This is a genomic window from Pseudonocardia sp. ICBG601, from assembly GCF_020496245.1.
In genome coordinates, this window is sequence record NZ_JAHLJA010000036.1 from 67491 (window position 1) to 88004 (window position 20514).

The window sequence follows — 20514 nt, forward strand, 5'->3', positions numbered from 1 at the left end:
ATGATCTGTTTTGTGATCTGCAGCAATGGGCTGGCAGCAGTTTAGAGGGAGCGGAGGGTGCGGGGGCCGGCCGGGCGGATCGAGGCTGCCGGTGGGCCGTGGTGGAGGGGGTCTTCGGCGCCCAGTGACCAGAAGCGGCTGTAGTGGAGTTGGTGGGCGACGGTGATCGTCGTGGTCGGGCCGTTACGGTGCTTGGCCAGGATCAGGTCGGCCTCACCGGCGCGCGGGTCGTCCTGTTCGAACGCGTCGGGGCGGTGCAGCAGCACCACCATGTCCGCGTCCTGCTCGATCGAGCCGGACTCACGCAGGTCCGACAGCATCGGCCGCTTGTCGGTGCGCTGCTCGGGGCCACGGTTGAGCTGGCTCATCGCCACCACCGGGACGTCCAGCTCTTTCGCGAGGAGTTTGATCTGCCGGGAGAACTCCGAGACCTCCTGCTGGCGGGACTCGACCTTGCGGCCGGAGGTCATCAGCTGCAGGTAGTCCAGGATGATCAGCTTCAGGTCGTAGCGCTGCTTGAGCCGGCGCGCCTTGGCCCGGATCTCCATGAGCGTCAGGTTCGGCGAGTCGTCGATGTAGAGCGGAGCCTCGGAGATCTCCGACATCCGCCGCGCCATCCGCGTCCAGTCCTCGTCCGACATCCGGCCGGCGCGCATGTCGGCCAGCCGGATCCGGGCCTCCGCCGACAGCAGACGCATGACGATCTCGGACTTGCTCATCTCGAGTGAGAAGAACGCGCTGGTCATACCGTTGCCGATGGAGCAGGAGCGGGCGAAGTCCAGACCCAGGGTCGACTTGCCCAGACCCGGCCTCGCGGCGACGACGATCATCTGGCCCGGGTGCAGACCGTTGGTGACCTGGTCGAGGTCGGCGAAGCCGGTCGGCACACCCGTGGACTGGCCGTCCCGGGAGGCGATCGCGTCGATCTCGTCCATGGTGGGCTGGAGGAGCTCCTCCAGCACCGTGTAGTCCTCGGTGGTGGTGCGCTCGGTGACCTCGTAGACCGCGGCCTGGGCCCGGTCCACCGCGTCGTCGACGTCGCCGCCGTCGGCGCCGTGGTAGCCGAGCTGCACGATCCGGGTGCCGGCCTCGACCAGCCGTCGCAGGACCGCCTTCTCGCCGACGATCTCGGCGTAGTACGCCGCGTTCGCCGCGGTGGGCACGGTGGCGATGAGGGTGTGCAGATACGGGGCGCCGCCGAGGCGGACCAGCTCACCGCGCCGCTGCAGCTCCGCCGAGACGGTCACCGCGTCCGCGGGCTCACCACGGCTGTAGAGGTCCAGGATCGTCTCATACACGGTCTGGTGGGCCGGCCGGTAGAAGTCGGTCGGGCGCAGCACCTCGATCACGTCGGCGATCGCGTCCTTGCTCAGCAACATCCCGCCGAGCACCGACTGCTCCGCGGTGAGGTCCTGCGGCGGCTGACGGTCGAACGCCTCGGATACCGCGGACACCGAGGCCGGGCCCGGCCTCGGTGTCCGAGCGCTCGAGCGTGCACCGCCCGCCGAGGCCGCCCGGAGAGGGCGAACCGGCCCGCCGACCGTGTCCGCTTGGACCGTGTCCGCTGCAGCCGCCGGATCCGGGGGGGCGTACTCGTCGGCGACCGGTTCAGGCGGCAACGGCACCTCATCAGGCGGCGGCGTGCCACCAGCACGGTCACCGATAGCGGCGCTGGGCGAGGTGGCGCCGGCAGCCAGGGGCCGATGCGACACCGGTTCCGTCGGATTCACTGCTCCACCGTCCCCGACCGGTCCGCCGGCCCAGCACCCGGGCGGCGGGATCCACGGGATTCACGGCCCCGGCCGGTACCGAGGTGAGCGCGGATCATCGCCATCGCGGACGCCCGACCCGCCGAAGTCGCGGGACCCGGCCGGAGCGACGCCGCCCCGTCACCCGCAGCCCGGGCGGCACTGTGGTCAGGGTCGTCGGACCGCTCGACGGCGGTGCCAGCAGCGGTGTCAGCAGCGGTGTCAGCGCTGGTGTCGTGGGTGCAGCGTACGGACCGGGGGTGGCCGTCGATGTAGACCGGGTCGTGAGCGATCCCGTTGTCGTCGCAGGCCGCGCAGCCCGCGCCGCGGTCTCGAAGGGCCGCCCGCGCGCCCTGCACGGCTTGCTGAGCCGCTGCCGCAGCGACCGCCTTGGCCTGGCCCGGGGAACGCTTCTGCGGCCGGGAGAACGGCTCTGAGCCCTCGGTGGGGGTGAGCAGGGGCAGAGGGGTGTCGTCGAGGGGCTCGACGTCCAGGGCCCGCAGCCGCCGGGACAGGTGGCGGGTGAAGGCGTTGACCAGGTAGGTCACCGGCTGGGGGCCCTTGGCCTCGGACAGCGCGGCCTGCCCGATCTCGGTGGCCTGGTCCAGGGTGATCCCGTGGCCGGTGATGGCCTCGGTGATCGCTGCCTGGACCTGATCGGCATCAGCGGTACTCGGCCGCCACCCTGGGCGCCGCAGCGCCGCCCACGCCGCCCACGGCAGCCGCCGCACCAACCCCCGCACCTGCTCGACCGGGACCCGCACCGCCGGGTCCTCGACCGCTGTCGCGAGCAGCGCGGCGGGACGCTCGACCACCGCGACCCCCACACCGCCCAGACCGACCCCGGCGCCCGCAGCAGCTGCGGGGCCCGTGGCGGGCGGCGGAGCCGACCCGCCCGGCACGGGCTCGATCTCTTCGATCTCTCTCTCTTCGAGAGAGATCGAAGATCTCTCGATCTGAAGTACCCCCCTGGCGGGGGGAAGGGCTTGACCAGCACAAACACCCCCACCCCCCCGAGCGGGGGGGAAGGGAGAGCACCCATCCCCCCCACGGGGGGGATGGGCCTGACCAGCAGAAATGCTCCCTTCCCCCCTCGCGGGGGGAAGGCCGACCGCCCCATCCCCCCTGGCGGGGGTGTGGCCCTGACCAGCGGGAACAGCGAACAGGGTGCGACGTCGGATCGAGACCGAGCGCGGCCTACCCGACCGCCGACCACCCCGGCCGGGGGCCTGTTCGGCGGCGTCGATGTCGGCGCTGATCCAGCGATCCAACTCCGCCAGCGACCGCGGACCCCGGTAGTGCTCGGGCGCCGACGGGAACACCACGAACTCGTTCTCGATCGCCCGCCCAGCGCCGTCCCGACGGGCCTGACGACGACCCGTCGCCGCGTTGACCCCGCCGTCCATCACCTGAAGGAAACCGATCCGCTGCAGATAGTCAGTGATCCACTTAGCCTTCTCCGGGCGCTCATAGCCACACAACAGCGCGAGCCGGGTCGGCGACAGCTTCACCATCAGATCGCCATGCACCCGCACCGCCGCCGCCATCAACACCGCCACCGCCGTACTCACGCTGTTCGCCGCAGCCACCGGCGGCGGATCAAACAACAGGCACGCCGTCACCCAGAACGGGACCGCACCCACCGTCGGGCTCTCCCCCACCGACACCCCGAACGAAGCATCGGTCGGCAGCCCACCGGAGGGAACCGGCAGGTCAACAGGCATAGACGGCTCGTGGCCGGGGTGGCCGGGGTGGCGGGGGTGGCGGGGGTGGCGGTGCATGATTACACTTCTCCCTTGCTCAGCCTTCACGGCTGTAGACGTGGAACGACTTGCGGCCCTTTTCCTGGTCAGGGGGGGGCCGTTTGTCGTCTGTGGGGACAGACCGTAGTCGAGGCGGTCACCGACACCATCGGCAGACACGGTCGACGGCGATCACGTGCAGGCCCGCTGCAGCGCCGCCGCCCGCGCCGCGGTGACCGTGAGCTGGTAACGGGTGGCGACCCGGACGAAGTCGTGGGCGTAGGCACACGCGTCGACCTGCGGCATCCAGTGCTCCGGGCCGTGGTCGGACTTCGACCTGTTGACCTGTGCGGTGGTGGCGCGCAGGTTGTCCGGATCGTTCGCGAACGCATCCCGCTGCTGGTCGTAAATGCGTAGCGCGCAGACCCCCGGATTTATCCGTGGGGTTAGCACATCAAGTTTCATGCTCACGTGCTCAGCGGTAACCCTGCTAGTCTTAGCTGACTCCCATCTGTATAGTGTTGGGTGTGGGTGTTACACGGCGGTCGAACGCGAATGTCGTGTTTCAGTGCGCCTTCCATGTCGTGTGGTGTCCCAAGTATCGGCGGCGGATCATCGGCGGGCGAATGGAGCAGCGCCTCAAGGAGATCATTTGTGAGGTCGTCGCAGAGAAAGGTGCGTGGCTGGTTGAGCTGGAGACGATGCCAGACCATGTGCACCTCCTTGTCGAGGTCGATCCGCAGTACGGTGTTCACAGGCTGGTGAAGGCAGTCAAGGGGCGCTCGTCTCGCGTGCTGCGGGATGAGTTTCCGTGGTTGCGGTCGCGGCTGCCGACATTATGGACGAACGCCTACTTTGTCGCCACAGTTGGCGGTGCACCGCTGGAAGTTATCCGCAAGTACGTCGAAAACCAGAAGAACGTCTAGTGAGGAGGGGTAGATGCTTGCTGGTCGTAAGTACAAGCTGAAACTCACCGTTGCTCAGGCGGATCAGTGTCGAGAGTTCGGCGATATTTGCCGGGCGGTGTGGAACACCGCTCTGGATCAGCGGCGCCAGTACCGTCGGCGGGGCGCGTGGATGAATTACGAGCCGCAGGCTGGTGAACTGGTTGACGCTAAGAAGGAGCACGAGTGGTTGAAAGCTGCTCCATCACACATTCTGCAGCAGACGTTGAAGGATTTGGACCGGGCCTGCAAGGGCCGCGGCACGTTTAACGTGCGCTGGCGGAGTAAACACCGGTGGCGGCCGTCGTTCAGGTTCCCCGCTGGTAAGAGCATCGTTGTCGAGCGGCTGAACAAGCGGTGGGGTCGAGCGAAACTCCCGAAGCTGGGGTGGGTGCAGTTCCGTATGTCCCGCAGCCTCGGAGGGCCGGTCCGTTCAGCAACGGTGTCCCGTGACGGCGCGGACTGGTTCGTGTCGTTCCTCGTTGACGACGGGCAGCAGACCCCGGAGCGGCATGTCATGCCCGATGCTGGAGTCGGCGTAGATCGCGGTGTTGTCGCAGCGGTCGCGACCAGTGACGGACTGCTCATCGACCGGAATGTAGTAACCGCAGGTGAAGACGCGCGATACAAGTACCTTCAGCGGAAACTTGCCCGCCAGAAACGGGGCAGCAACAACCGGAAGAAGACCCTGGCGAAGATGAACCGACTTCGGCGTCGCGAGACGAATCGGCGTCAGGATTTCTGCTCGCAAGTTGCAGCCGATCTTACTGGCCGGAACGCGCTAGTCGCACTGGAAGAACTACGTATCCAAAATATGACCCGCTCGGCTGCTGGAACCGTGGAGGAGCCAGGCAGGCAGGTCGCACAGAAATCTGGACTGAATCGCGCTATCCTGGCTAAGGGATGGCACAAGCTTGAACTCGCCCTTCGCAACGCTGCCCGTTATACGGGGACGGTGGTGGTGAAGGTATCTGCCGCGTACACGTCGCAACGCTGCTCTCGCTGCTCGGAGGTGAACCCGGGATCGCGCGAAAGCCAAGCGAGGTTCCGATGCGTCACCTGTGGGCACGAAGTGAACGCAGACGTCAACGCGGCGATCAACGTGTTGGCCGCCGGGCGGGCGGTCGCAGCCTGTGGAGACACATTGTCTAAGAAACAGGAACCTCAGCCAGCGTTAGCGCTGGTTGGAATCCCCCGGCTTTAGCCGTGGGGAGGACGTCAACGGTCCAGGCATGCGCACCGGTGCGATGCGCCAGGGCGAGGGGGATGACGTGGTCGATGTCGATCTGTCTGCTCGGGCCGGTGACCGTCTGGCCGGTGTAGGGGTCGTGCAGCGTTCCGGCGGTCACGGCGCAGCCACGGGTCACGGTCGTGTCGACCAGGGCGCGGGCCAACACCGCGTCGCGGACATCGCATCCGGGCCCGACCGCGGGTGCCCACCCGGGCCCGAACGCCTCCCGGCGGTAGTCACGGCCGCGCCGATCCGCAGCGATGCGGATCGCCGACAGGTCGACCAGGCCGGACGCGGTCACCACCTCCGGCACCGACGGCGGCACCGACGACACTGTCGTGGAGGTCGTCGTCGACGTTCCGGCGTCGGCGACCGCGGTCTCTTCGCGGAAGGCCCAGATCTCGACCAACACGAACACCGCCGCGGCGAGCACCGCGAACAACACCGTCCAGACCCGGGTCACCACCGCGATCCTTCCCTACCGCCCGTCACGTTCGACACCGGATGGCCGGAATGTCCGGCTACCGGCGCCGTCACGACCGGTCCTCCACGGCCTGGTAGCGGCCCCGCGCGACCCGGGTGATCCGGCCGGCCCCGATCAACGCGTCCAGGGCATCGTGCACGGCGGCCTTCGATGCGGTCGCCGCATCGACGAGTTTCCCAGTCGTAGCCGTGCCCGCCTGGATCAGGGCCAGGACTTCGGCCTGGACCGGGGACAACACCACCGCCGCCGCAGACTCGCCGCCGGCGCCGCCGGCGCCGCTGGCGCCGCAGGTGGAGCTGGCGCCGCTGGGGCGGCTCCCCCAGGGCGCCCGCCGGGCACCCTGACCGGCCGCGACGACGACGGCGGCTCCACCGGCGGTGCTGTCGTCGTCGCCGAACTGGGCTACGCCCGCGTCTCGACCACACACCAGGACCTCGAACGACAGCTCGACGCCCTGGGCCACCACGGCATACCCGACGAGCGGATCTACACCGACAAGAAGACCGGCGCCACCATCGACCGGCCCGGCTTCACCGAGCTGCGCCGCTACGCCCGCTCCGGCGACACGATCATCGCGACCAACCTCGACCCAGGGCCCCGGCAAAGTCGTGATAGACGGTGGGAACCGTCCCCCGCGGCCTTCTGATTGCCGCACTGCACCTGTCTGTGACCAGCTATAGCGCCGCGCGGCGCCGCAACGGTGCCGCGTGTCACGGCCCACCACAAGATCATCTAGCGACTTTGCCGGGGCCCTGAACCTCGACCGACTCGGCCGCAATCTGCGCGAATGCCTCAACGTCGTGCACGAGCTGCGCGAGCAGGGCATCGGGATCAAGACCCTGAAGGACCCGATCCCGATCGACACCACCGACGACTCGCCGATGGCCGAACTCGCCGTCGCGCTACTGGCGCTGTTCGCACACATGGAACGAGTGTTCATGCGCGAACGCGCCGCCCACGCCCGCGAGGCCACCGCAGCCACGGGCAAACTGCCCGGCCGACCCCGCAAACTCGACCCCAACCAGCTCGCCGCGGCCCAGGCCGCCCTCGACACCGGCCAGACCGCCGACCAGATCGCAGCCGCGTTCGGCGTCAGCCGCGCCACCCTCTACCGCAACCTCACCGAAAATAAACCCGCTGACCAGCAATGATCGACTCGTTTGCGGCTGGTGACAACTCCCTTACCGGCGCCCCGGGCAGGGCGACACCGGCTGCGGCCCAGCTCGCGAGCATGAGTCCGGAGCAGTCGAAGCCGTCCGGGCCGGTCCCGCCCCACACGTACGGTTTCCCGAGCTGGGCCAGCGCGTAGGTCACGGCGGCCCGCGCTACGGGATCGGTGGGCGCGGTGAAGCCCGGTGGGAGCGTCGTCGCATCGACGACGCCCGCACCGCCCGTGCGGAGTCCGGCGCCGCCGGAGTCGGGACAGGCATAGACCGTGGAAGCGAGCTGGGCGGTGTCGGCGTCGGGTGGGGTCGCCGTGACGGCCGTGGCCGTCGTGCTCATCAGCGTGGTCGCGGCGGCGCCCTCACCTGTGGTGAGGCCCAGCGTGGCGGCGAGTGCGATGGTGCTCATGGTGTCGCGCCTGCCGCAGTAGCCGCAGGCGCCGGTGTGCCCGTCGGCGCGGGTGCTGGCGTGTGGACGCGGCGGATGTGAGTGATGTCACTTTCCCATTCGGTGAGTGGTTGTAGGACGACGCCTCGGGTGGTGTCGTAGGCGTTGACGATCAGGCCGTGGCCGACATACATGCCGTTGTGCCGAGGATTCTCACTCGTGCCGAGTGAGCCGGGGATGAACACCAGGAGGCTTATTCAGGGCCCGTGAAATAACGATCTAGCCCGGCGTGTCGGGTTGGGCGACAGCCCGTCCATCGCGAAGATTGGTTTGTCGAATCAATCCGAGATGAATGGGCTGTCGCAGTATGTACTATACCACTGGCTTTCGGCGTGATGAGATTCAGGATCTTGCCGCTCTGGTGCATGAGCAGGATCAGCGGAACGCGACTGGCCTGCGACGGCCTTGGCCGCCGATTCTGGGATTGTTCTGGTCGGTGGTGATCACGTTGGCGTATCTGCGCGGGAATCGTGTGCAGTGGGAGTTGGCGGAAACCTACGGGGTGTCGCAGTCGACGGTCAGTCGAGCGATCGCGGGGGTGACACCGTTGCTGGCGCAGGCGCTGCGGAGTGTAGTTCCGACTGCGGAGGAGCTTCGTGCCGATCGGCAGTACATCATCGACGGAACCCTGCTGCCCTGCTGGTCATGGACCGCCGTACCAGGTCTGTGGTCGGGCAAGCATCGCACCACCGGCGTCGTCGTCCAGGTCGCAGCCACCCTGGAAGGGCAGCTGTCGTGGATCTCCGACCCGACCCCAGGCTCCCGACACGACCTACATTGCCTCGACCAATCCGGCGCCCTCGACCACCTCGCCACATACCCACCGATCGGCGATAAAGGCTACATCGGGCGCGGCATGCTCACCCCGTTCAAAAAACAACCCGGCCGGGAACTTCTCGACTGGCAGAAAACATTCAACAAGAGCCTCAACCGCACACGCGCCACCATCGAGCGAGTCATCGCCCATATCAAGTCGTGGAAAGTTCTCCACACAGACTACCGCCGACCCTACGCCACATTTAAAACGACGATCTCGGCAGTCATCGGACTCATCTTCTACGCACTTACCTGACGGAGCCTGAATAAGCCTCCAGGTCGCCGGGCGCGATGTCGGCGATGCGGACCGGTGTCCCGGCGTGTTTCTGGCTGACTGTTCCGGCGGGCAGGGCGACACCGGCTGCGGCCCAGCTCGCGAGCATGAGTCCGGAGCGGCGTCGTCGGCGCCTACTTCCTCGCCGCCGCCCACGCCCCCACCAGCAGCAGCTCCGGAACCAGCGGCAGCAGCGACGGTGTCGGCGGGCTGGGACTGCTCGCGCGCTGGGCCACCGACCGCACCACCGCACGTGAAGCAGTCACGATCCTCACCAGCCACGACCGGTTCCAGCAGCTCGGCGCCGCCCTGGCCGCCGAACTCGGGATGGTCGCCGAAACCGCCGACGCGGTCTGGATGTCGGTACGCCGCGCCCTGGAACCGTTCTCCGACCCACGCATCCAAACCTTGTGCGGCATCGACCCCAACACCTCCTACGACATCGAATCCTTCATCACCGCAGGCGGGGCGCTGTATCTGATCGCCGAAGAGAACGACGTCGCCGCAGTCCCGATCCTCACCACCATCGTCGACGAATGGATCACCACCGCCCGCACCCTCGCCCTGACCCAACCGACACGGCGGCTGGATCCGCCCGCGACCGTCGTCCTCGACGAACTGCCCGCCGCGACACCCGTGCCGGGGCTACCGACGATGCTCGCCGACTCCGCCGGCCGCGGCGTGGTCATCCACTGGGCCGCCCAGTCCCGCGCCCAGCTCGAGACCGTCTACGGCAACCACGCCCGCGACCTGCTCGACAACTCCACCGTGGTCGCCGTCTGGGGCGGCATCAAAGACCACGACACCCTGACCTGGCTATCCACCGTCATCGGTGACCGCATCGAACACCGACACACCCACCACACCGGCGGGCTCCTCCCCACCGGCCACGGCGGGACCCGCACCACCGAACACCGCCCCGTCTACCCACCCGCGGCGATCCGCACCCTGCCCCGCGGTGAGGTGCTGCTGCTCTACCGGCACCTGCCGGTCATCCGCGCCAGCACCCTCGACGCCTACCAGCGCCCCGACGGCGACCAACTCCACCGCGACGTCACCGTCGTCGCCTCCGACACGATCCCGATCACCACCGCCGGCTACCTCGCGCCCGGGAACGGTCAGGACAGCACCCGCAGCCCGAACGGGTAGTCATAGGCCTGGTTGTTCGACGCCCGTATCGCGCCCTTGATGTGGCACCACAGGGACACCGCGAACAGGCCCACCATCAACGGGATCGCGACGATAATCCCGACGATCGTGAAGACCAGCAGCCAGCCGATGAGGAAAAATATCCAGATCAGCAGGTTGAAGTTGAACGCCGCCGCGGACGCCCTCCGCACGAACGGGTCGTCCTTTTTGACCAGCCAGATCAGCAACGGACCCAACAAGCTCAGCGACCCGGCGCTGACCAGCGTGGCGAACGGCGCCGAGAGATGAGCGATGATCGCCACGGTGCGACTGTCCTCAGACACCTCGTTCATGTCCACAACGCTCCTCCTTCTCACACAGACACTGAATAATCCTCGGAACAAGCCGCGCAGCGGCTACTCTTCTCCACTCCGAAAAGAGTCCATCAAACGGGATGCGCCCTCGACAAGATCCAGCATCTCCAACAACAACCGCGCATCATCACCGTCCCGGGCGAACGACACCACCACGCCTGCCGCGCGCGCCGCGACAACCGGATCATGATCCGCACTACTGCCGGACCACCCAGTCGAATACATGTAGCTCGGGTCGCTCCCGCCGCCCGTCATCGATCCACCCCGCTATCTCAGGAAAAGTCGTCAACGGCAGAAACTCAACGGGCCTCAGCGACGAATCAGAACAATCCCCCACCTGCAGACGACACACCCACACCCGTTATTTCCTTCTTAGTAGGTTTCTTTTTAGCGGTCCGGCGGGCCGCGTTACGCGCAGCGATTACTTTCTGTAGTGAAACATACATGCCGCCGAAATCACCATACGGTTTAGCGCTCGCCGGTAACTCCCGGGAAAGCCGAGACTGCGACCACGCCCCGTACACCCCCGGGGCTAACTGCTGTAACGACAAGACCACTTCCCGGGACAACACCCGCCGGCGGCCCGCCATCACCACCGCCACATCAGCCAGCAGCTCCCGAGACTCACCCTCCGGCGCCGTGTCACCAACCACGGATTCCCCCGACCCGCCAAGACCCCGAGCAGAAGAATCAACCCCGACCCCAACCGCGGGAACAGGGGCAGAAGCAATGGACACAGAAGCGGACACAGCAGGAACGGTAGGGGCGGTAGGGATAGAGGCTTCGACCCGGCCGGCGTCGATAAAGGGCCGTAACACGTCCAGGAGTCGTTCGTACTCGGTGTCGAGAAGGTCGATCTCTATCCGCATCTGGTCGATCTGCAGCTCGTGGTGAACAACATCATCGGACTCGACACCGGTGATGTCGCAGAACCGGACCGTGCGAACACCCACTACCGCACACCCACCACACGCCGGTATCCGACCGACCCGACCCGCCCGGCCGTGTGGGTCGTGTGGGTTGTCATTCCTCGTCCGAGGCTTCGGCGGCGGCGCGTTGCAGGGCCGCGAGCGTCGCCCCGGACAGCGCCTTCGACGCGATCGCGTCCCCGACCTGACGGGGTGTCATGAACCCCGACCCGGACGGCGCCAAATACTGCTCCCCGTCAGCGCCGACCCGATAGTCCAGCGTCGAGGCGACCCGGCGGAACCGGGTCCGGCCCCCCACCTGGGCGCCTTCCCACTTCTCCACCTTCACCGCCAACCGGCAACACCCACACCGCAACCTGCGCAGCAACAGCCCGGTCTCATCGACGCCGGTGAAGTGGATACCGGCCTGCCGGATCGTGGGGAACAGGTGCCGGCCCCGTTCCCGACAGGCCAGGACCTCATCCGACACACCGTCGACGTAGGCGTCGACATCATCATCCGAGGCCCGCGGCCGGGCCCCCGGCGCCCGGTCGGCTTGTTCACCCTGGATCGACCGCACCGCACCCGACCCCGGACCTGCTGCTGACGCCCCAGCCGCCGCTGCGAATTCCGGGAACGCCGTCATCTGCTCGGTCACCCCGCCTCATCCACCCACGACGAAAAAGTCGTACTCATCATCACCGAAACCGACACGCCGATCATCACCATCAACCCCGTCCTCGACACCATCAAGGATGTCCAGGACCGCATCGTCGCCGCCGGTACCCGCCAGCACAGACATCGAGCGCTCCTTCACCACACCAACTCGAATCTCAGTGGTTCTGCTCGTAGGCGTGCGTGATCTCCACTGAGATCCGGCCCCGATCCGCGACCGCGTACCCGTTCTCCCGGGCCCACTCCCGGATGGCCTGGTTCCGGGCCTTCATCTCATCCGTTGACGCCGCACGTCGCGCTACCCGCACGCCACCGGTGGTGTCCCGCCGCGCCGCCGCCACGAAATCCGCGACCGCCGCCCGGAACAACTCCACGTTCTCCGACTTCAGATCAATCACATACGACTTGCCGTCCACCCCGAACCGCACCGTCTCATCCGCCGGACCCCCCTCCAGGTCATCCAGCAGCTCCACCCGAGTCACCTGAGCCATAACCCTGACCTCACATCCAGACACACAACGCGGCAGTCACCCCGGAATCAGAGCGACCCGAACACGGATAAACACTACAGAAAGAAGCCGGACAGCGCGATCACACCGCACCCCTGAACAGGGCCCCGGCAAAGTCGTGATGGGTGGGTCCTGAGCTGCGGTGATGTGGGGGGTGGGGGTGGGTGCGGACACAGGCTTGGCGTGATCATGAGGGTGTCGAATCCTTGCTCACGTCAGGAAGCCTGTGTCCGCAGTGTCAGTGAGCCTTTCCCAACCTGTTTGTGCTGGTCAGGCGGTGGTGATCATGAGGGTCTGGATCGCTGCGACGAGCTGAGCAGCCTGGGAGGGGCTGGAGCGGATCTTGCGGAGGATCTTCCAGTTCTTCAGCTCGGCGTTGACCCGCTCACCCGGTGCCCGCCGTCGGGCGTGAGCGGCGTTGACGGCCTTCTGATTCGCTGACAGGGGCCGGTACCGGCCGGTGTCGAGATCGCGGCGTCGGCGTCGGTGCGGGACGGTGATCGCGGGACCGCCGCCCTGGTAGGCGGTGTCAGCGACCGCCCGCACCCCGGTGGTGTTGACCGCGTCGATGATCCCGTGGATCCGGGCAGCGCCCATGTCGTGCCGTGCCCCCGGTAGCGGCGGGGAGATCCACACCAGCCGACCCGCGGGGTCGGCGATGACCTGCACATTCAGCCCGTGACACTTGTGCTTCCCGCTATAGAACGCCCGGTCATAGCCCGAGCCCATGCCGACCCGGTCGATACGCAGCAGCGTCCCGTCCAGGATCACGAACGCCTTCCCGGCCGCGACCGTGATGGCCTGCTCCAGGGTCGGCGCGAGCGCAGCGAGCAGCCCGATCGCCTCGGCGACATACCGGGACACCGTGGACTTCCCGACTCTGAATCCGCTGGCCAGGTCGGTGTAGGTCTCGCCCTTACGTAGGTGCGCGAGCACGAGCAGGGCCTGGCGGGCCGGGGTCAGGAGCCGCCACCGGGTCCCGATCCGGCGACGATGTCCGCGCAGCAGCCCGGCCAGGACACGAACCGTGCGAGTGGACATCGACATCCCGGATGGGTAGGACAACACGCGGGGCTCCTCGGTAGGCGGTGGCGCGACAGCTATCCGTCTACCAGGAGCCCCACCCATCTCACGACAAGCCACGCACCTCACACCCCTGACCAGCACAAACAGGTTGGGAAAGGCTCAGTGTCTCCGATCGTTGCTGCTCTGGAAGGCCTGGAGGTCGGTCCTGACGCGGGGAGAGCCGCGCCGGTCGGTGAGGCGGCGGGGTTGTCGCTGGTGGAGGCCCTGTCGCGAGTGCCGGACCCGCGGAAACCACGCGGTGTCCGCCACGGTGTCCTCGCGGTGTTGCTACTGGGGGCGTGCGCGGTGTTGGCGGGGGCCCGGTCGTTCACCGCGATCGCCGAGTACGCCCATGACGTCGGCCGCGCCGTGCTGGACGTGCTCGGGGTGGGCGCGGTCGCTCCGCACGAGTCGACCATCCGCCGGGTCCTGCAACGGGTCGACGCCTCGGCGCTGGAGGCGGCGTTGCAGTCCTGGGTGTTGCCCCAGCTCAGCGCCCAGCCGGCCCCGGAGGGCACACCCCGGCGAGAACAGCGCCGCGTGCTGGCCTTGGACGGCAAGACCCTGCGCGGCGCCCGCGTCCGTGCCGCCGACGGCAGGGTCTGGCTCCCGCATCTGGTGTCGGTGCTCGACCAGACCAGCGGTGGCGTGCTCGGCCAGGTTCAGGTCGCAGAGAAGGGCAGCGAGATCACCGCGTTCACCGCGCTGCTCGACCCCCTCGACCTCGACGATGTACTGGTCACCGCGGACGCTCTGCACACCCAGCGAGCCCACGCCGACTACCTACACCGCCGCGGCGGGCACTACCTGATGACGATCAAAGCGAACCAGCCCACGCTGCTGGCACGGGTACGGGCGCTGCCCTGGACCCAGATCGGCGTCGCTGATCGTCAACGCGGGCGTGGGCACGGCCGCGTCGAGACCCGCACGATCAGCGTGGTCAGCCTGCACCCCTGTCCCGACCTGGGCGCAGAGTTCTTCCCCCACGCATCCCAGGCGATCAAGCTGGTGCGCCGGCGTCGCCCACTGCGGCCTGGCGGGAAGTGGAGAACCGAGACCGCCTACGCGATCACCAGCCTGACCAGCACCGACGCCGATCCAGGACTGCTCGCCCGCTGGATCCGTGGGCACTGGTCGATCGAGAATCGCCTGCACTGGGTCCGTGATGTCTGCTTCGACGAAGACCGCGCCACCGCCCACACCGGTCACGCCCCGCAGGTCATGTCGGCGTTGCGGAACCTCGCGATCACCGCGCTACGCCTGCACGGCGTCAGCAACATCGCCGCAGCACTCCGCCACCACGCCCGCGACCCCCATCGACCACTGACCACCTACAAGATCATCTAGCGACTTTGCCGGGGCCCTGCCGCGGCGGGCACTACCTGATGACGATCAAAGCGAACCAGCCCACGCTGCTGGCACGGGTACGGGCGCTGCCCTGGACCCAGATCGGCGTCGCTGATCGTCAACGCGGGCGTGGGCACGGCCGCGTCGAGACCCGCACGATCAGCGTGGTCAGCCTGCACCCCTGTCCCGACCTGGGCGCAGAGTTCTTCCCCCACGCATCCCAGGCGATCAAGCTGGTGCGCCGGCGTCGCCCACTGCGGCCTGGCGGGAAGTGGAGAACCGAGACCGCCTACGCGATCACCAGCCTGACCAGCACCGACGCCGATCCAGGACTGCTCGCCCGCTGGATCCGTGGGCACTGGTCGATCGAGAATCGCCTGCACTGGGTCCGTGATGTCTGCTTCGACGAAGACCGCGCCACCGCCCACACCGGTCACGCCCCGCAGGTCATGTCGGCGTTGCGGAACCTCGCGATCACCGCGCTACGCCTGCACGGCGTCAGCAACATCGCCGCAGCACTCCGCCACCACGCCCGCGACCCCCATCGACCACTGACCACCTACAAGATCATCTAGCGACTTTGCCGGGGCCCTGGCCACACCCCGGCCTCGGTCCAGTCCCGCAACCTACGCCAGCACGTCACCCCCGACACCCCGAACGCCGCAGTCGGGAGATCCCGCCACGCGATCCCGGTCTTGAGCACGTACACGATCCCGACCAACGCGACCCGGTCTTCCACCGGCCGCCGACCCGGGAACCGGAACCGCCGCGGCGGCCGGACCGGCAGCAACGGCTCCACCCGCACCCACAACGAGTCCGGAACAAGATCAGCAACTACCACGCCGAGAGCTTGCCCCAGCTCGACCGACGTCCACAACAGACACACCGACCTCGTTCTGAAACGACCTCTTACGGCCCCATCTCTCCTCGAGGGCGTCCAGCGCGGCGGCGGCGGTGTCCGCGTTCGGGGCGGTGTAGATCGCTGTGATGTCACGTTTCACCGTGTCCCAGTCAGTCCGGGATACGAGCCGGAACGTGTTCCGGATCAGGTGGACGACACAAGTCTGCACGATGGTGTGTGGCCACACGTTGGACACGACCTCGGGGAGTCCTGTGAGGCCGTCGCAGACGAGGAAGAACACGTCACGGACTCCGCGGTTCTTCAGATCGATCAACACGCTCATCCAGAACTTGGCGCCCTCACCACCAGCGCCCATCCACAGACCGAGGACGTCCTTGCCCCCGTCCAGGCCGACCCCGATCGCGGCGTAGACCGGTCGGTTCGCGACCTGCCCGTCTCGAACCTTCACGTGAATGGCGTCGATGAACACCGCCGCATACACCGCATCCAACGGCCGGCCGGTCCAGTCGTTCATCTCAGTGAGGACCGTGTCGGTGATCCGCGAGACGGTCTCCCGGGACACCGACGCCCCGTAGATGTCGGCGAAGTGTGCGGAGATCTCCCCCGTGGTCATCCCTTTCGCATACAAGGAGAGCACGATCTCGTCCACGTTCGTCAAGCGGCGCTGTCGTTTCTTCACGATCTGCGGGGTGAACGTGGACTCCCGATCCCGGGGAACCTCGATCTCGATCTCGCCGACCGCATCGGAGGTCACCGTCTTCGTTCGTGACCCGTTCCGAACGTTCGTCGTCTCCCGCTCCGGGCCCGCCTGGTTCTTCGCGTGTCCGAGGTGTTCGGTCATCTCCTCGTTCAACGCTGGAGGCTTATTCATAAGCCGCAAAGAAGTAGAGGCCTACGATTGCCGCAACTGTGCTTTCGTATTTGCTGATGGGGTAGCGGTATCGGCCACCTTCTTCGCTGAGCATGCGCCATGTTTTGAGGTGCGCGATGGCGTGTTCGACGGCTGCGCGGATTCTGCCGAGGGCGGTGTTGAACTCGACTTGGCTGGGGTCGAGGTCGATACCGGGGGATCGCTTGTGCGGGACCGTGTTGATGCCCTCGACGCCGATGTAGCCGAGGTCGGCGACGGACGGGAGATCGCGCAGACGCTCCGCCAGCCCGGATGCGGCGTAGGCATGTGCGTCGTGGCGGGCGCCGTGAATCGGGACTTCGCCGACCGCGACGAGGACTCCGTCGAGGGTGGCGGCGATCTGCAGGTTCATGCCCGAGTAGCCGGCCTTGACCGAGAACAGGTCGGACACTGCGTTCCAGTCCCACGTCGGGCACACGGTGCCATCGACCAGCACTGTTCCGCCTCCGAGGACCTCCCGCGGGTCGGGCACGACGTCGGCGAGGACCTCGCCGATCACCGGGCGCAGCAGGTCCCAGCGGCGACTGACCGTGGACTGGCTGACCCCGAAGATCGCGCCCGCGAAGTCCTGGGTCACGTTCTTGCGCATCAGCGTCACCACCATGGCCACTGACCGGAACAAGCCCAACGCAACAGGCCTACCTGCAGAAACGAACTTGCCGCCGCATCGGGCGTGTACTCTCACCACCAGATCGGTGAGTTGTCTATCGTCCAACCCTGTCATAGCTTTGAATCGCAACAGCTCTTCGCCGATCCTCGTTCGATGCCTGGGAACACCGAACAAACCGGCAAGGGCTGTTGCACTTCAAGCGCGACACACCGCCGTGCCGGTATCGAGACAAAATCGCCGGTGACGGCTTCCGCAGATCAACAGAATTACTCCCTTGTGAATAAGCCCCCTGCTTCCAACACGTTCTTGGTGAACAGCTTCAACAGCCCGTCCGGGCCGGTCAACGCCAACCCCCGGGCTCGCGCGTCGGCCACCATCGCCGCCGCAGCAGCCTGCTCGGCCGTCAGCTCACGCCCCGACCCGGACTCGTATCCACCTGGACTCACAAGGTCCGATGTCATCACTCACAGTGCCCATCCCGCCGGACCCCAGCCCGGCGCGTCAGGCCGGAAACACCGTTCCTGGGACAGACCCGTTCACACAGCCCGGTTCGGGGACAGGTTCCGGTTCTGCCGGGTGATCGTGGTCGGTGGGGCGAGCCTGTCCGTTGCGGGATGCGATAGGGATGCCGGGTGATGAGAGCAACGCAGCGGGAGTGCCCGGGGACGCAGCGTCCGAAGTCGTGGTCGAGGGTAGGTGCACGGCCTAGCTGGGCGTCGGCGGTGGTGGCGGGGGTTGCGGCGGTGGTGCTGCTGGCCGTCGGTGGGTGTGGCTCTGGTGGCGGGCCTGAGCATGCCGGGGCTTCGCCGGCTGCGGTGTCGGAGACACCGATGCCGACGACGACTCCAGGTTCCTCGAGGCTTATTCAGGATGATCATGAAGCAACGTGCTTCCCCAGGTCAGCGTCTCAACGCAGCAGTTTGTTGAGCGTCCCTGAATAAGCCTCCTCGGGTGTGAGGCATCCGTCTTGGGTGATCGGGATGCGCCCGGAGGCGATGACAGTAACGTCGTGTTGGAGTTGGTGGCCGTCGGGGCGGCGGTAGGCGTCGATGGTAGTGGCGCGGATGATGGGTGTCATTAAGAGCCTGTCGCCAGGGGCAGGGTAGTTATGTGGTGATCATTTAGTCAGCGTCGTTCATGCTGGTCCGGTCCGATGAATGGCTGGCGCGGAGTGGGGCGAGTCTGGAGGACATCGGCGCCGAAAACAATGGGTGTCGTCGTCTTTGATGCCGTCATGAACTGATTCGATGTTGCAACGATTGGTTGAACCCACGAGGGAACCCGCACACTTCGAGGGAAGGGAACTCAGCAAAGATTTTTTTAGGGGAGGAGCCGGTTACCAGCAGCTACTCCTTCGCGCGGCACTGACCCCTGATGCTCAAGCTTCTGATCAACGCAAAACTGATCGAAATGGACTCGTTAGCCGATTCCGCAAGACAGGTGCAGCAGGGGGCATGGAGCGTTGAAGCTAATCAAACAGGTCAGCATGTTCGTTCTCACTATCGAGGTCGGTTTTCCGCTGAGCTTGCTTGCCTGGAGACTCTCGCTTCAGCATGTGTCGCCGGATTTCGCAGAGTACCTACCAGAGATTGAGCATATGCTGTTGTGGCTAACAGCGCCGCTGGCAATCTTGATCTGCACGACGTTGTACCGGCTCCGGAGTGGATTATTGCCGCGCCGATGGGCTGCGCCGACATTGGCAACGCAATGCGCTGTCACTTCATTGGGGTCGTGGACGGCGCCCGTCGGGGCCATCATCACTATCCTAATTTTGATCTTCAGTTGCACGGTACTGGTCGTCTTGCCCGACCCTTGGGCACTCCCGGTGTTCGGGGGGGGGGCCGCCGCCGGAGGCGTGAGTACCAGCTTGACAACGCCGTGGCAGATTGTACTTGGGCCCTTCTTGCTCACTCTCTTGGTCGGCGTATCGATCAGAGCGACTATTCAGATGGGCGAGATGGCAATGGCGTTGCAGCGGAGTCGAAAACTGCTGGCTGGACTTGCCGTTGTCCAAGAGCGCGTACGTGTGGCCCAGGATCTCCATGACACGCTCGGGCAGGGGCTCACCACGGTTGGCCTGCGTGCAGAACTCGCAGCTCGACTAATGATGAATTCCCCCGAGAGAGCTGCTGTTGAAATCCGCGAGATACAGCACATTACCGAGCGCGCACTCGACGATATTCGCCATGTAGCACGAGGCAATTGGCAACCTGTATTCGACGAGGAACTGGCTGCGGGGACGGCTTTGTTGGAGTCCTGCGGAATTCGGTGTCGGGTAAGTATAGCTGGCATCCCCAACAAGAGAATCGGACAAATTGGAGGCTGGGTGCTACGGGAAGGGATCACTAACGTCCTCAAGCACAGCTCTGCGCAGGAATGCCTTTTCGAAATCGATACATATAATGACACATTTCGAATGGCTATTGAGAATGACGGCGTACGGAGAAGCGGTGAGGCAGGTGGGGGCCTCGCCGGGCTCACCAATCGAGTCGAACAAGTTGGCGGAAATTTGCATTTTGAGGTCACGCAGGATGGACGTTTTCGACTCGTAGTAGAAGTGCCAGTCGGAGGTAAACATGATCCGCATACTTGTAGCTGAGGACATGCTGGTGCTGCGCGACGCGCTGACGACACTACTATCAGCAGAGGACGATATCGAGATCGTCGGCGCAACGGAGCACGGTGATCGGGTGCTCGGACTGATTGAGGAGTCCTCACCGGATATCGTGGTGCTAGATATTGATCTACCCGGTGTCGATGGCCTCATGCTGGCGCGACAGATCGGGGCTGTCACCGCTGATGTTCGAGTGCTCGTACTTAGTGCGATGGACCGACCAGGAATTGTGCGAGAAGCACTTGATGCTGGCGTGCGAGCATTCCTGAAAAAGGGGGTTTCAGTCGATACGCTGATCGATGCGATTCGGCGGGTTGATGTCGGCGATCTGGTGATCTCACCCAGTCTGCTCGCTGATGCGCTGGAAAATGGACAAACACCTCTGACTGAACGTGAGCAGGCCGTGCTCCAGCGTGTCGCTATCGGCAAAACTGCCGAAGATATAAGTCGTGAGCTGCATATGGCTGTCGGCACTACTCGCAATCATATGACGCAAATCCTGCGCAAGCTCAACGTCCGAAATCGGATCGAAGCTATCCAGCGCGCTCGAGAGGCCGGCTGGCTTTGGCGCAGTTGAGCTCTCTGCTACAGCTCAGATTTTCGTCCTTTCAACCGCCTCGCCAGAGTAAGCCGAGAGCGATTTGATCGAAAATCATGTGACA

The 20514-nt window shown here is 65.9% G+C and carries 23 protein-coding genes and 3 pseudogenes; 10 read left to right on the forward strand and 16 right to left on the reverse strand.

The window, feature by feature from the left end; all coding sequences use genetic code 11:
* Positions 1 to 113 precede the first annotated feature (113 nt).
* The 3 genes and pseudogenes from dnaB to KPL57_RS13815 all read right to left on the reverse strand — a co-directional run.
* A pseudogene (gene dnaB, locus KPL57_RS13805) lies at positions 114 to 1454 on the reverse strand (replicative DNA helicase); the annotation flags it as partial.
* Between the two features lie 272 nt (positions 1455 to 1726).
* Positions 1727 to 3472 (reverse strand): hypothetical protein, encoded by a 1746-nt coding sequence (locus KPL57_RS13810; protein WP_226351915.1) that lies wholly within the window; start codon positions 3470 to 3472, stop codon positions 1727 to 1729.
* A 210-nt stretch (positions 3473 to 3682) separates the two neighbouring features.
* On the reverse strand, positions 3683 to 3943 hold the full coding sequence (locus KPL57_RS13815; protein WP_226351916.1) for an HNH endonuclease family protein: 261 nt from the start codon (positions 3941 to 3943) through the stop codon (positions 3683 to 3685).
* A 74-nt stretch (positions 3944 to 4017) separates the two neighbouring features.
* Between KPL57_RS13815 and tnpA the strand changes: the two genes are divergently transcribed.
* Positions 4018 to 4416 (forward strand): IS200/IS605 family transposase, encoded by a 399-nt coding sequence (gene tnpA / locus KPL57_RS13820; protein WP_226351917.1) that lies wholly within the window; start codon positions 4018 to 4020, stop codon positions 4414 to 4416.
* A 13-nt stretch (positions 4417 to 4429) separates the two neighbouring features.
* On the forward strand, positions 4430 to 5638 hold the full coding sequence (locus KPL57_RS13825) for a transposase (RefSeq protein WP_226351918.1): 1209 nt from the start codon (positions 4430 to 4432) through the stop codon (positions 5636 to 5638).
* Here the strand turns inward: KPL57_RS13825 and KPL57_RS69690 are convergent.
* Positions 5583 to 6128, reverse strand: a complete 546-nt coding sequence (locus KPL57_RS69690) for a hypothetical protein (protein ID WP_226351919.1) — start codon at positions 6126 to 6128, stop codon at positions 5583 to 5585. The two genes, KPL57_RS13825 and KPL57_RS69690, sit on opposite strands and share 56 nt — an antisense overlap.
* Positions 6129 to 6282: 154 nt before the next feature.
* Here KPL57_RS69690 and KPL57_RS69695 point away from each other — a divergent pair, with 154 nt between their 5' ends.
* Positions 6283 to 6795, forward strand: a complete 513-nt coding sequence (locus KPL57_RS69695; RefSeq protein WP_226351920.1) for a recombinase family protein — start codon at positions 6283 to 6285, stop codon at positions 6793 to 6795.
* A gap of 61 nt (positions 6796 to 6856) precedes the next feature.
* On the forward strand, positions 6857 to 7300 hold the full coding sequence (locus KPL57_RS13840) for a recombinase family protein (protein ID WP_226351921.1): 444 nt from the start codon (positions 6857 to 6859) through the stop codon (positions 7298 to 7300).
* Here the strand turns inward: KPL57_RS13840 and KPL57_RS72100 are convergent.
* Positions 7269 to 7721 carry a C40 family peptidase gene (locus KPL57_RS72100; protein ID WP_374203710.1) on the reverse strand — a complete coding sequence of 151 codons (453 nt, stop codon included), beginning with the start codon at positions 7719 to 7721 and terminating at the stop codon, positions 7269 to 7271. The two genes, KPL57_RS13840 and KPL57_RS72100, sit on opposite strands and share 32 nt — an antisense overlap.
* A gap of 346 nt (positions 7722 to 8067) precedes the next feature.
* Here KPL57_RS72100 and KPL57_RS13850 point away from each other — a divergent pair, with 346 nt between their 5' ends.
* Positions 8068 to 8832 (forward strand): transposase family protein, encoded by a 765-nt coding sequence (locus KPL57_RS13850; protein WP_226350834.1) that lies wholly within the window; start codon positions 8068 to 8070, stop codon positions 8830 to 8832.
* Here the strand turns inward: KPL57_RS13850 and KPL57_RS66440 are convergent.
* Positions 8825 to 8959: a hypothetical protein gene (locus KPL57_RS66440; RefSeq protein WP_264198082.1), complete on the reverse strand. Its 135-nt coding sequence runs from the start codon at positions 8957 to 8959 to the stop codon at positions 8825 to 8827. The genes KPL57_RS13850 and KPL57_RS66440 overlap by 8 nt on opposite strands.
* 25 nt (positions 8960 to 8984) lie before the next feature.
* On the reverse strand, positions 8985 to 9116 hold the full coding sequence (locus tag KPL57_RS66445) for a hypothetical protein (protein WP_264198083.1): 132 nt from the start codon (positions 9114 to 9116) through the stop codon (positions 8985 to 8987).
* A gap of 1 nt (position 9117) precedes the next feature.
* On the opposite strand from KPL57_RS66445, the gene KPL57_RS13855 reads away from it, so the two are divergent.
* Positions 9118 to 9999, forward strand: coding sequence for a TraM recognition domain-containing protein (locus KPL57_RS13855; protein ID WP_308252874.1), 882 nt, complete (start codon positions 9118 to 9120; stop codon positions 9997 to 9999).
* Here KPL57_RS13855 and KPL57_RS13860 read toward each other — a convergent pair.
* From KPL57_RS13860 to KPL57_RS13885, 6 genes are all read right to left on the reverse strand, one after another.
* The gene (locus KPL57_RS13860) at positions 9969 to 10331 is read right to left on the reverse strand and encodes a DUF4870 domain-containing protein (protein ID WP_226351975.1); all 363 of its coding nucleotides are present in this window, start codon (positions 10329 to 10331) and stop codon (positions 9969 to 9971) included. The genes KPL57_RS13855 and KPL57_RS13860 overlap by 31 nt on opposite strands.
* A gap of 341 nt (positions 10332 to 10672) precedes the next feature.
* Positions 10673 to 11305 (reverse strand): hypothetical protein, encoded by a 633-nt coding sequence (locus tag KPL57_RS13865; protein ID WP_226351922.1) that lies wholly within the window; start codon positions 11303 to 11305, stop codon positions 10673 to 10675.
* Between the two features lie 70 nt (positions 11306 to 11375).
* Positions 11376 to 11918, reverse strand: a complete 543-nt coding sequence (locus tag KPL57_RS13870) for a hypothetical protein (protein WP_226351923.1) — start codon at positions 11916 to 11918, stop codon at positions 11376 to 11378.
* Between the two features lie 6 nt (positions 11919 to 11924).
* Entirely contained in the window at positions 11925 to 12062 is a 138-nt protein-coding gene (locus KPL57_RS13875; protein ID WP_226351924.1) for a hypothetical protein, read from the reverse strand.
* Between the two features lie 31 nt (positions 12063 to 12093).
* The gene (locus KPL57_RS13880) at positions 12094 to 12426 is read right to left on the reverse strand and encodes an Lsr2 family protein (protein WP_226351925.1); all 333 of its coding nucleotides are present in this window, start codon (positions 12424 to 12426) and stop codon (positions 12094 to 12096) included.
* 288 nt (positions 12427 to 12714) lie between these two features.
* Positions 12715 to 13512, reverse strand: a complete 798-nt coding sequence (locus KPL57_RS13885; RefSeq protein WP_226351139.1) for a transposase family protein — start codon at positions 13510 to 13512, stop codon at positions 12715 to 12717.
* Between the two features lie 120 nt (positions 13513 to 13632).
* Here KPL57_RS13885 and KPL57_RS13890 point away from each other — a divergent pair, with 120 nt between their 5' ends.
* Both KPL57_RS13890 and KPL57_RS13895 read left to right on the forward strand, forming a co-directional pair.
* Entirely contained in the window at positions 13633 to 14856 is a 1224-nt protein-coding gene (locus tag KPL57_RS13890) for an ISAs1 family transposase (protein ID WP_226350739.1), read from the forward strand.
* Between the two features lie 5 nt (positions 14857 to 14861).
* Positions 14862 to 15431 (forward strand): ISAs1 family transposase, encoded by a 570-nt coding sequence (locus KPL57_RS13895; protein WP_226351926.1) that lies wholly within the window; start codon positions 14862 to 14864, stop codon positions 15429 to 15431.
* 20 nt (positions 15432 to 15451) lie between these two features.
* Here the strand turns inward: KPL57_RS13895 and KPL57_RS13900 are convergent.
* The 3 genes and pseudogenes from KPL57_RS13900 to KPL57_RS13910 form a co-directional block, all read right to left on the reverse strand.
* Positions 15452 to 15697 (reverse strand): annotated as a pseudogene (locus tag KPL57_RS13900) (transposase); the annotation flags it as partial.
* Positions 15698 to 15764: 67 nt separating this feature from the next.
* A pseudogene (locus KPL57_RS13905) lies at positions 15765 to 16574 on the reverse strand (IS256 family transposase); the annotation flags it as partial.
* A gap of 7 nt (positions 16575 to 16581) precedes the next feature.
* A complete protein-coding gene (locus tag KPL57_RS13910) occupies positions 16582 to 17232 on the reverse strand; it encodes a transposase (RefSeq protein WP_226351147.1) in 651 nt (216 codons plus the stop codon).
* Positions 17233 to 18724: 1492 nt separating this feature from the next.
* Here KPL57_RS13910 and KPL57_RS13920 point away from each other — a divergent pair.
* Together KPL57_RS13920 and KPL57_RS13925 are read left to right on the forward strand one after the other, a co-directional pair.
* Positions 18725 to 19837: a sensor histidine kinase gene (locus KPL57_RS13920; RefSeq protein ID WP_226351927.1), complete on the forward strand. Its 1113-nt coding sequence runs from the start codon at positions 18725 to 18727 to the stop codon at positions 19835 to 19837.
* Positions 19838 to 19841: 4 nt separating this feature from the next.
* Positions 19842 to 20429, forward strand: a complete 588-nt coding sequence (locus tag KPL57_RS13925; RefSeq protein ID WP_264198084.1) for a response regulator transcription factor — start codon at positions 19842 to 19844, stop codon at positions 20427 to 20429.
* Positions 20430 to 20514 lie beyond the last annotated feature (85 nt).

Coding starts and splice junctions, on each gene's coding strand:
- KPL57_RS13810 (WP_226351915.1), bottom strand. CDS start 3,472: ATGCCTGTTGACCTGCCGGTTCCCTCCGGTGGGCTGCCGACCGATGCT.
- KPL57_RS13825 (WP_226351918.1), top strand. CDS start 4,430: ATGCTTGCTGGTCGTAAGTACAAGCTGAAACTCACCGTTGCTCAGGCG.
- KPL57_RS72100 (WP_374203710.1), bottom strand. CDS start 7,721: ATGAGCACCATCGCACTCGCCGCCACGCTGGGCCTCACCACAGGTGAG.
- KPL57_RS13850 (WP_226350834.1), top strand. CDS start 8,068: ATGTACTATACCACTGGCTTTCGGCGTGATGAGATTCAGGATCTTGCC.
- KPL57_RS66440 (WP_264198082.1), bottom strand. CDS start 8,959: ATGCTCGCGAGCTGGGCCGCAGCCGGTGTCGCCCTGCCCGCCGGAACA.
- KPL57_RS13860 (WP_226351975.1), bottom strand. CDS start 10,331: ATGAACGAGGTGTCTGAGGACAGTCGCACCGTGGCGATCATCGCTCAT.
- KPL57_RS13875 (WP_226351924.1), bottom strand. CDS start 12,062: ATGTCTGTGCTGGCGGGTACCGGCGGCGACGATGCGGTCCTGGACATC.
- KPL57_RS13880 (WP_226351925.1), bottom strand. CDS start 12,426: ATGGCTCAGGTGACTCGGGTGGAGCTGCTGGATGACCTGGAGGGGGGT.
- KPL57_RS13910 (WP_226351147.1), bottom strand. CDS start 17,232: ATGGTGGTGACGCTGATGCGCAAGAACGTGACCCAGGACTTCGCGGGC.
- KPL57_RS13920 (WP_226351927.1), top strand. CDS start 18,725: ATGTTCGTTCTCACTATCGAGGTCGGTTTTCCGCTGAGCTTGCTTGCC.
- KPL57_RS13925 (WP_264198084.1), top strand. CDS start 19,842: ATGCTGGTGCTGCGCGACGCGCTGACGACACTACTATCAGCAGAGGAC.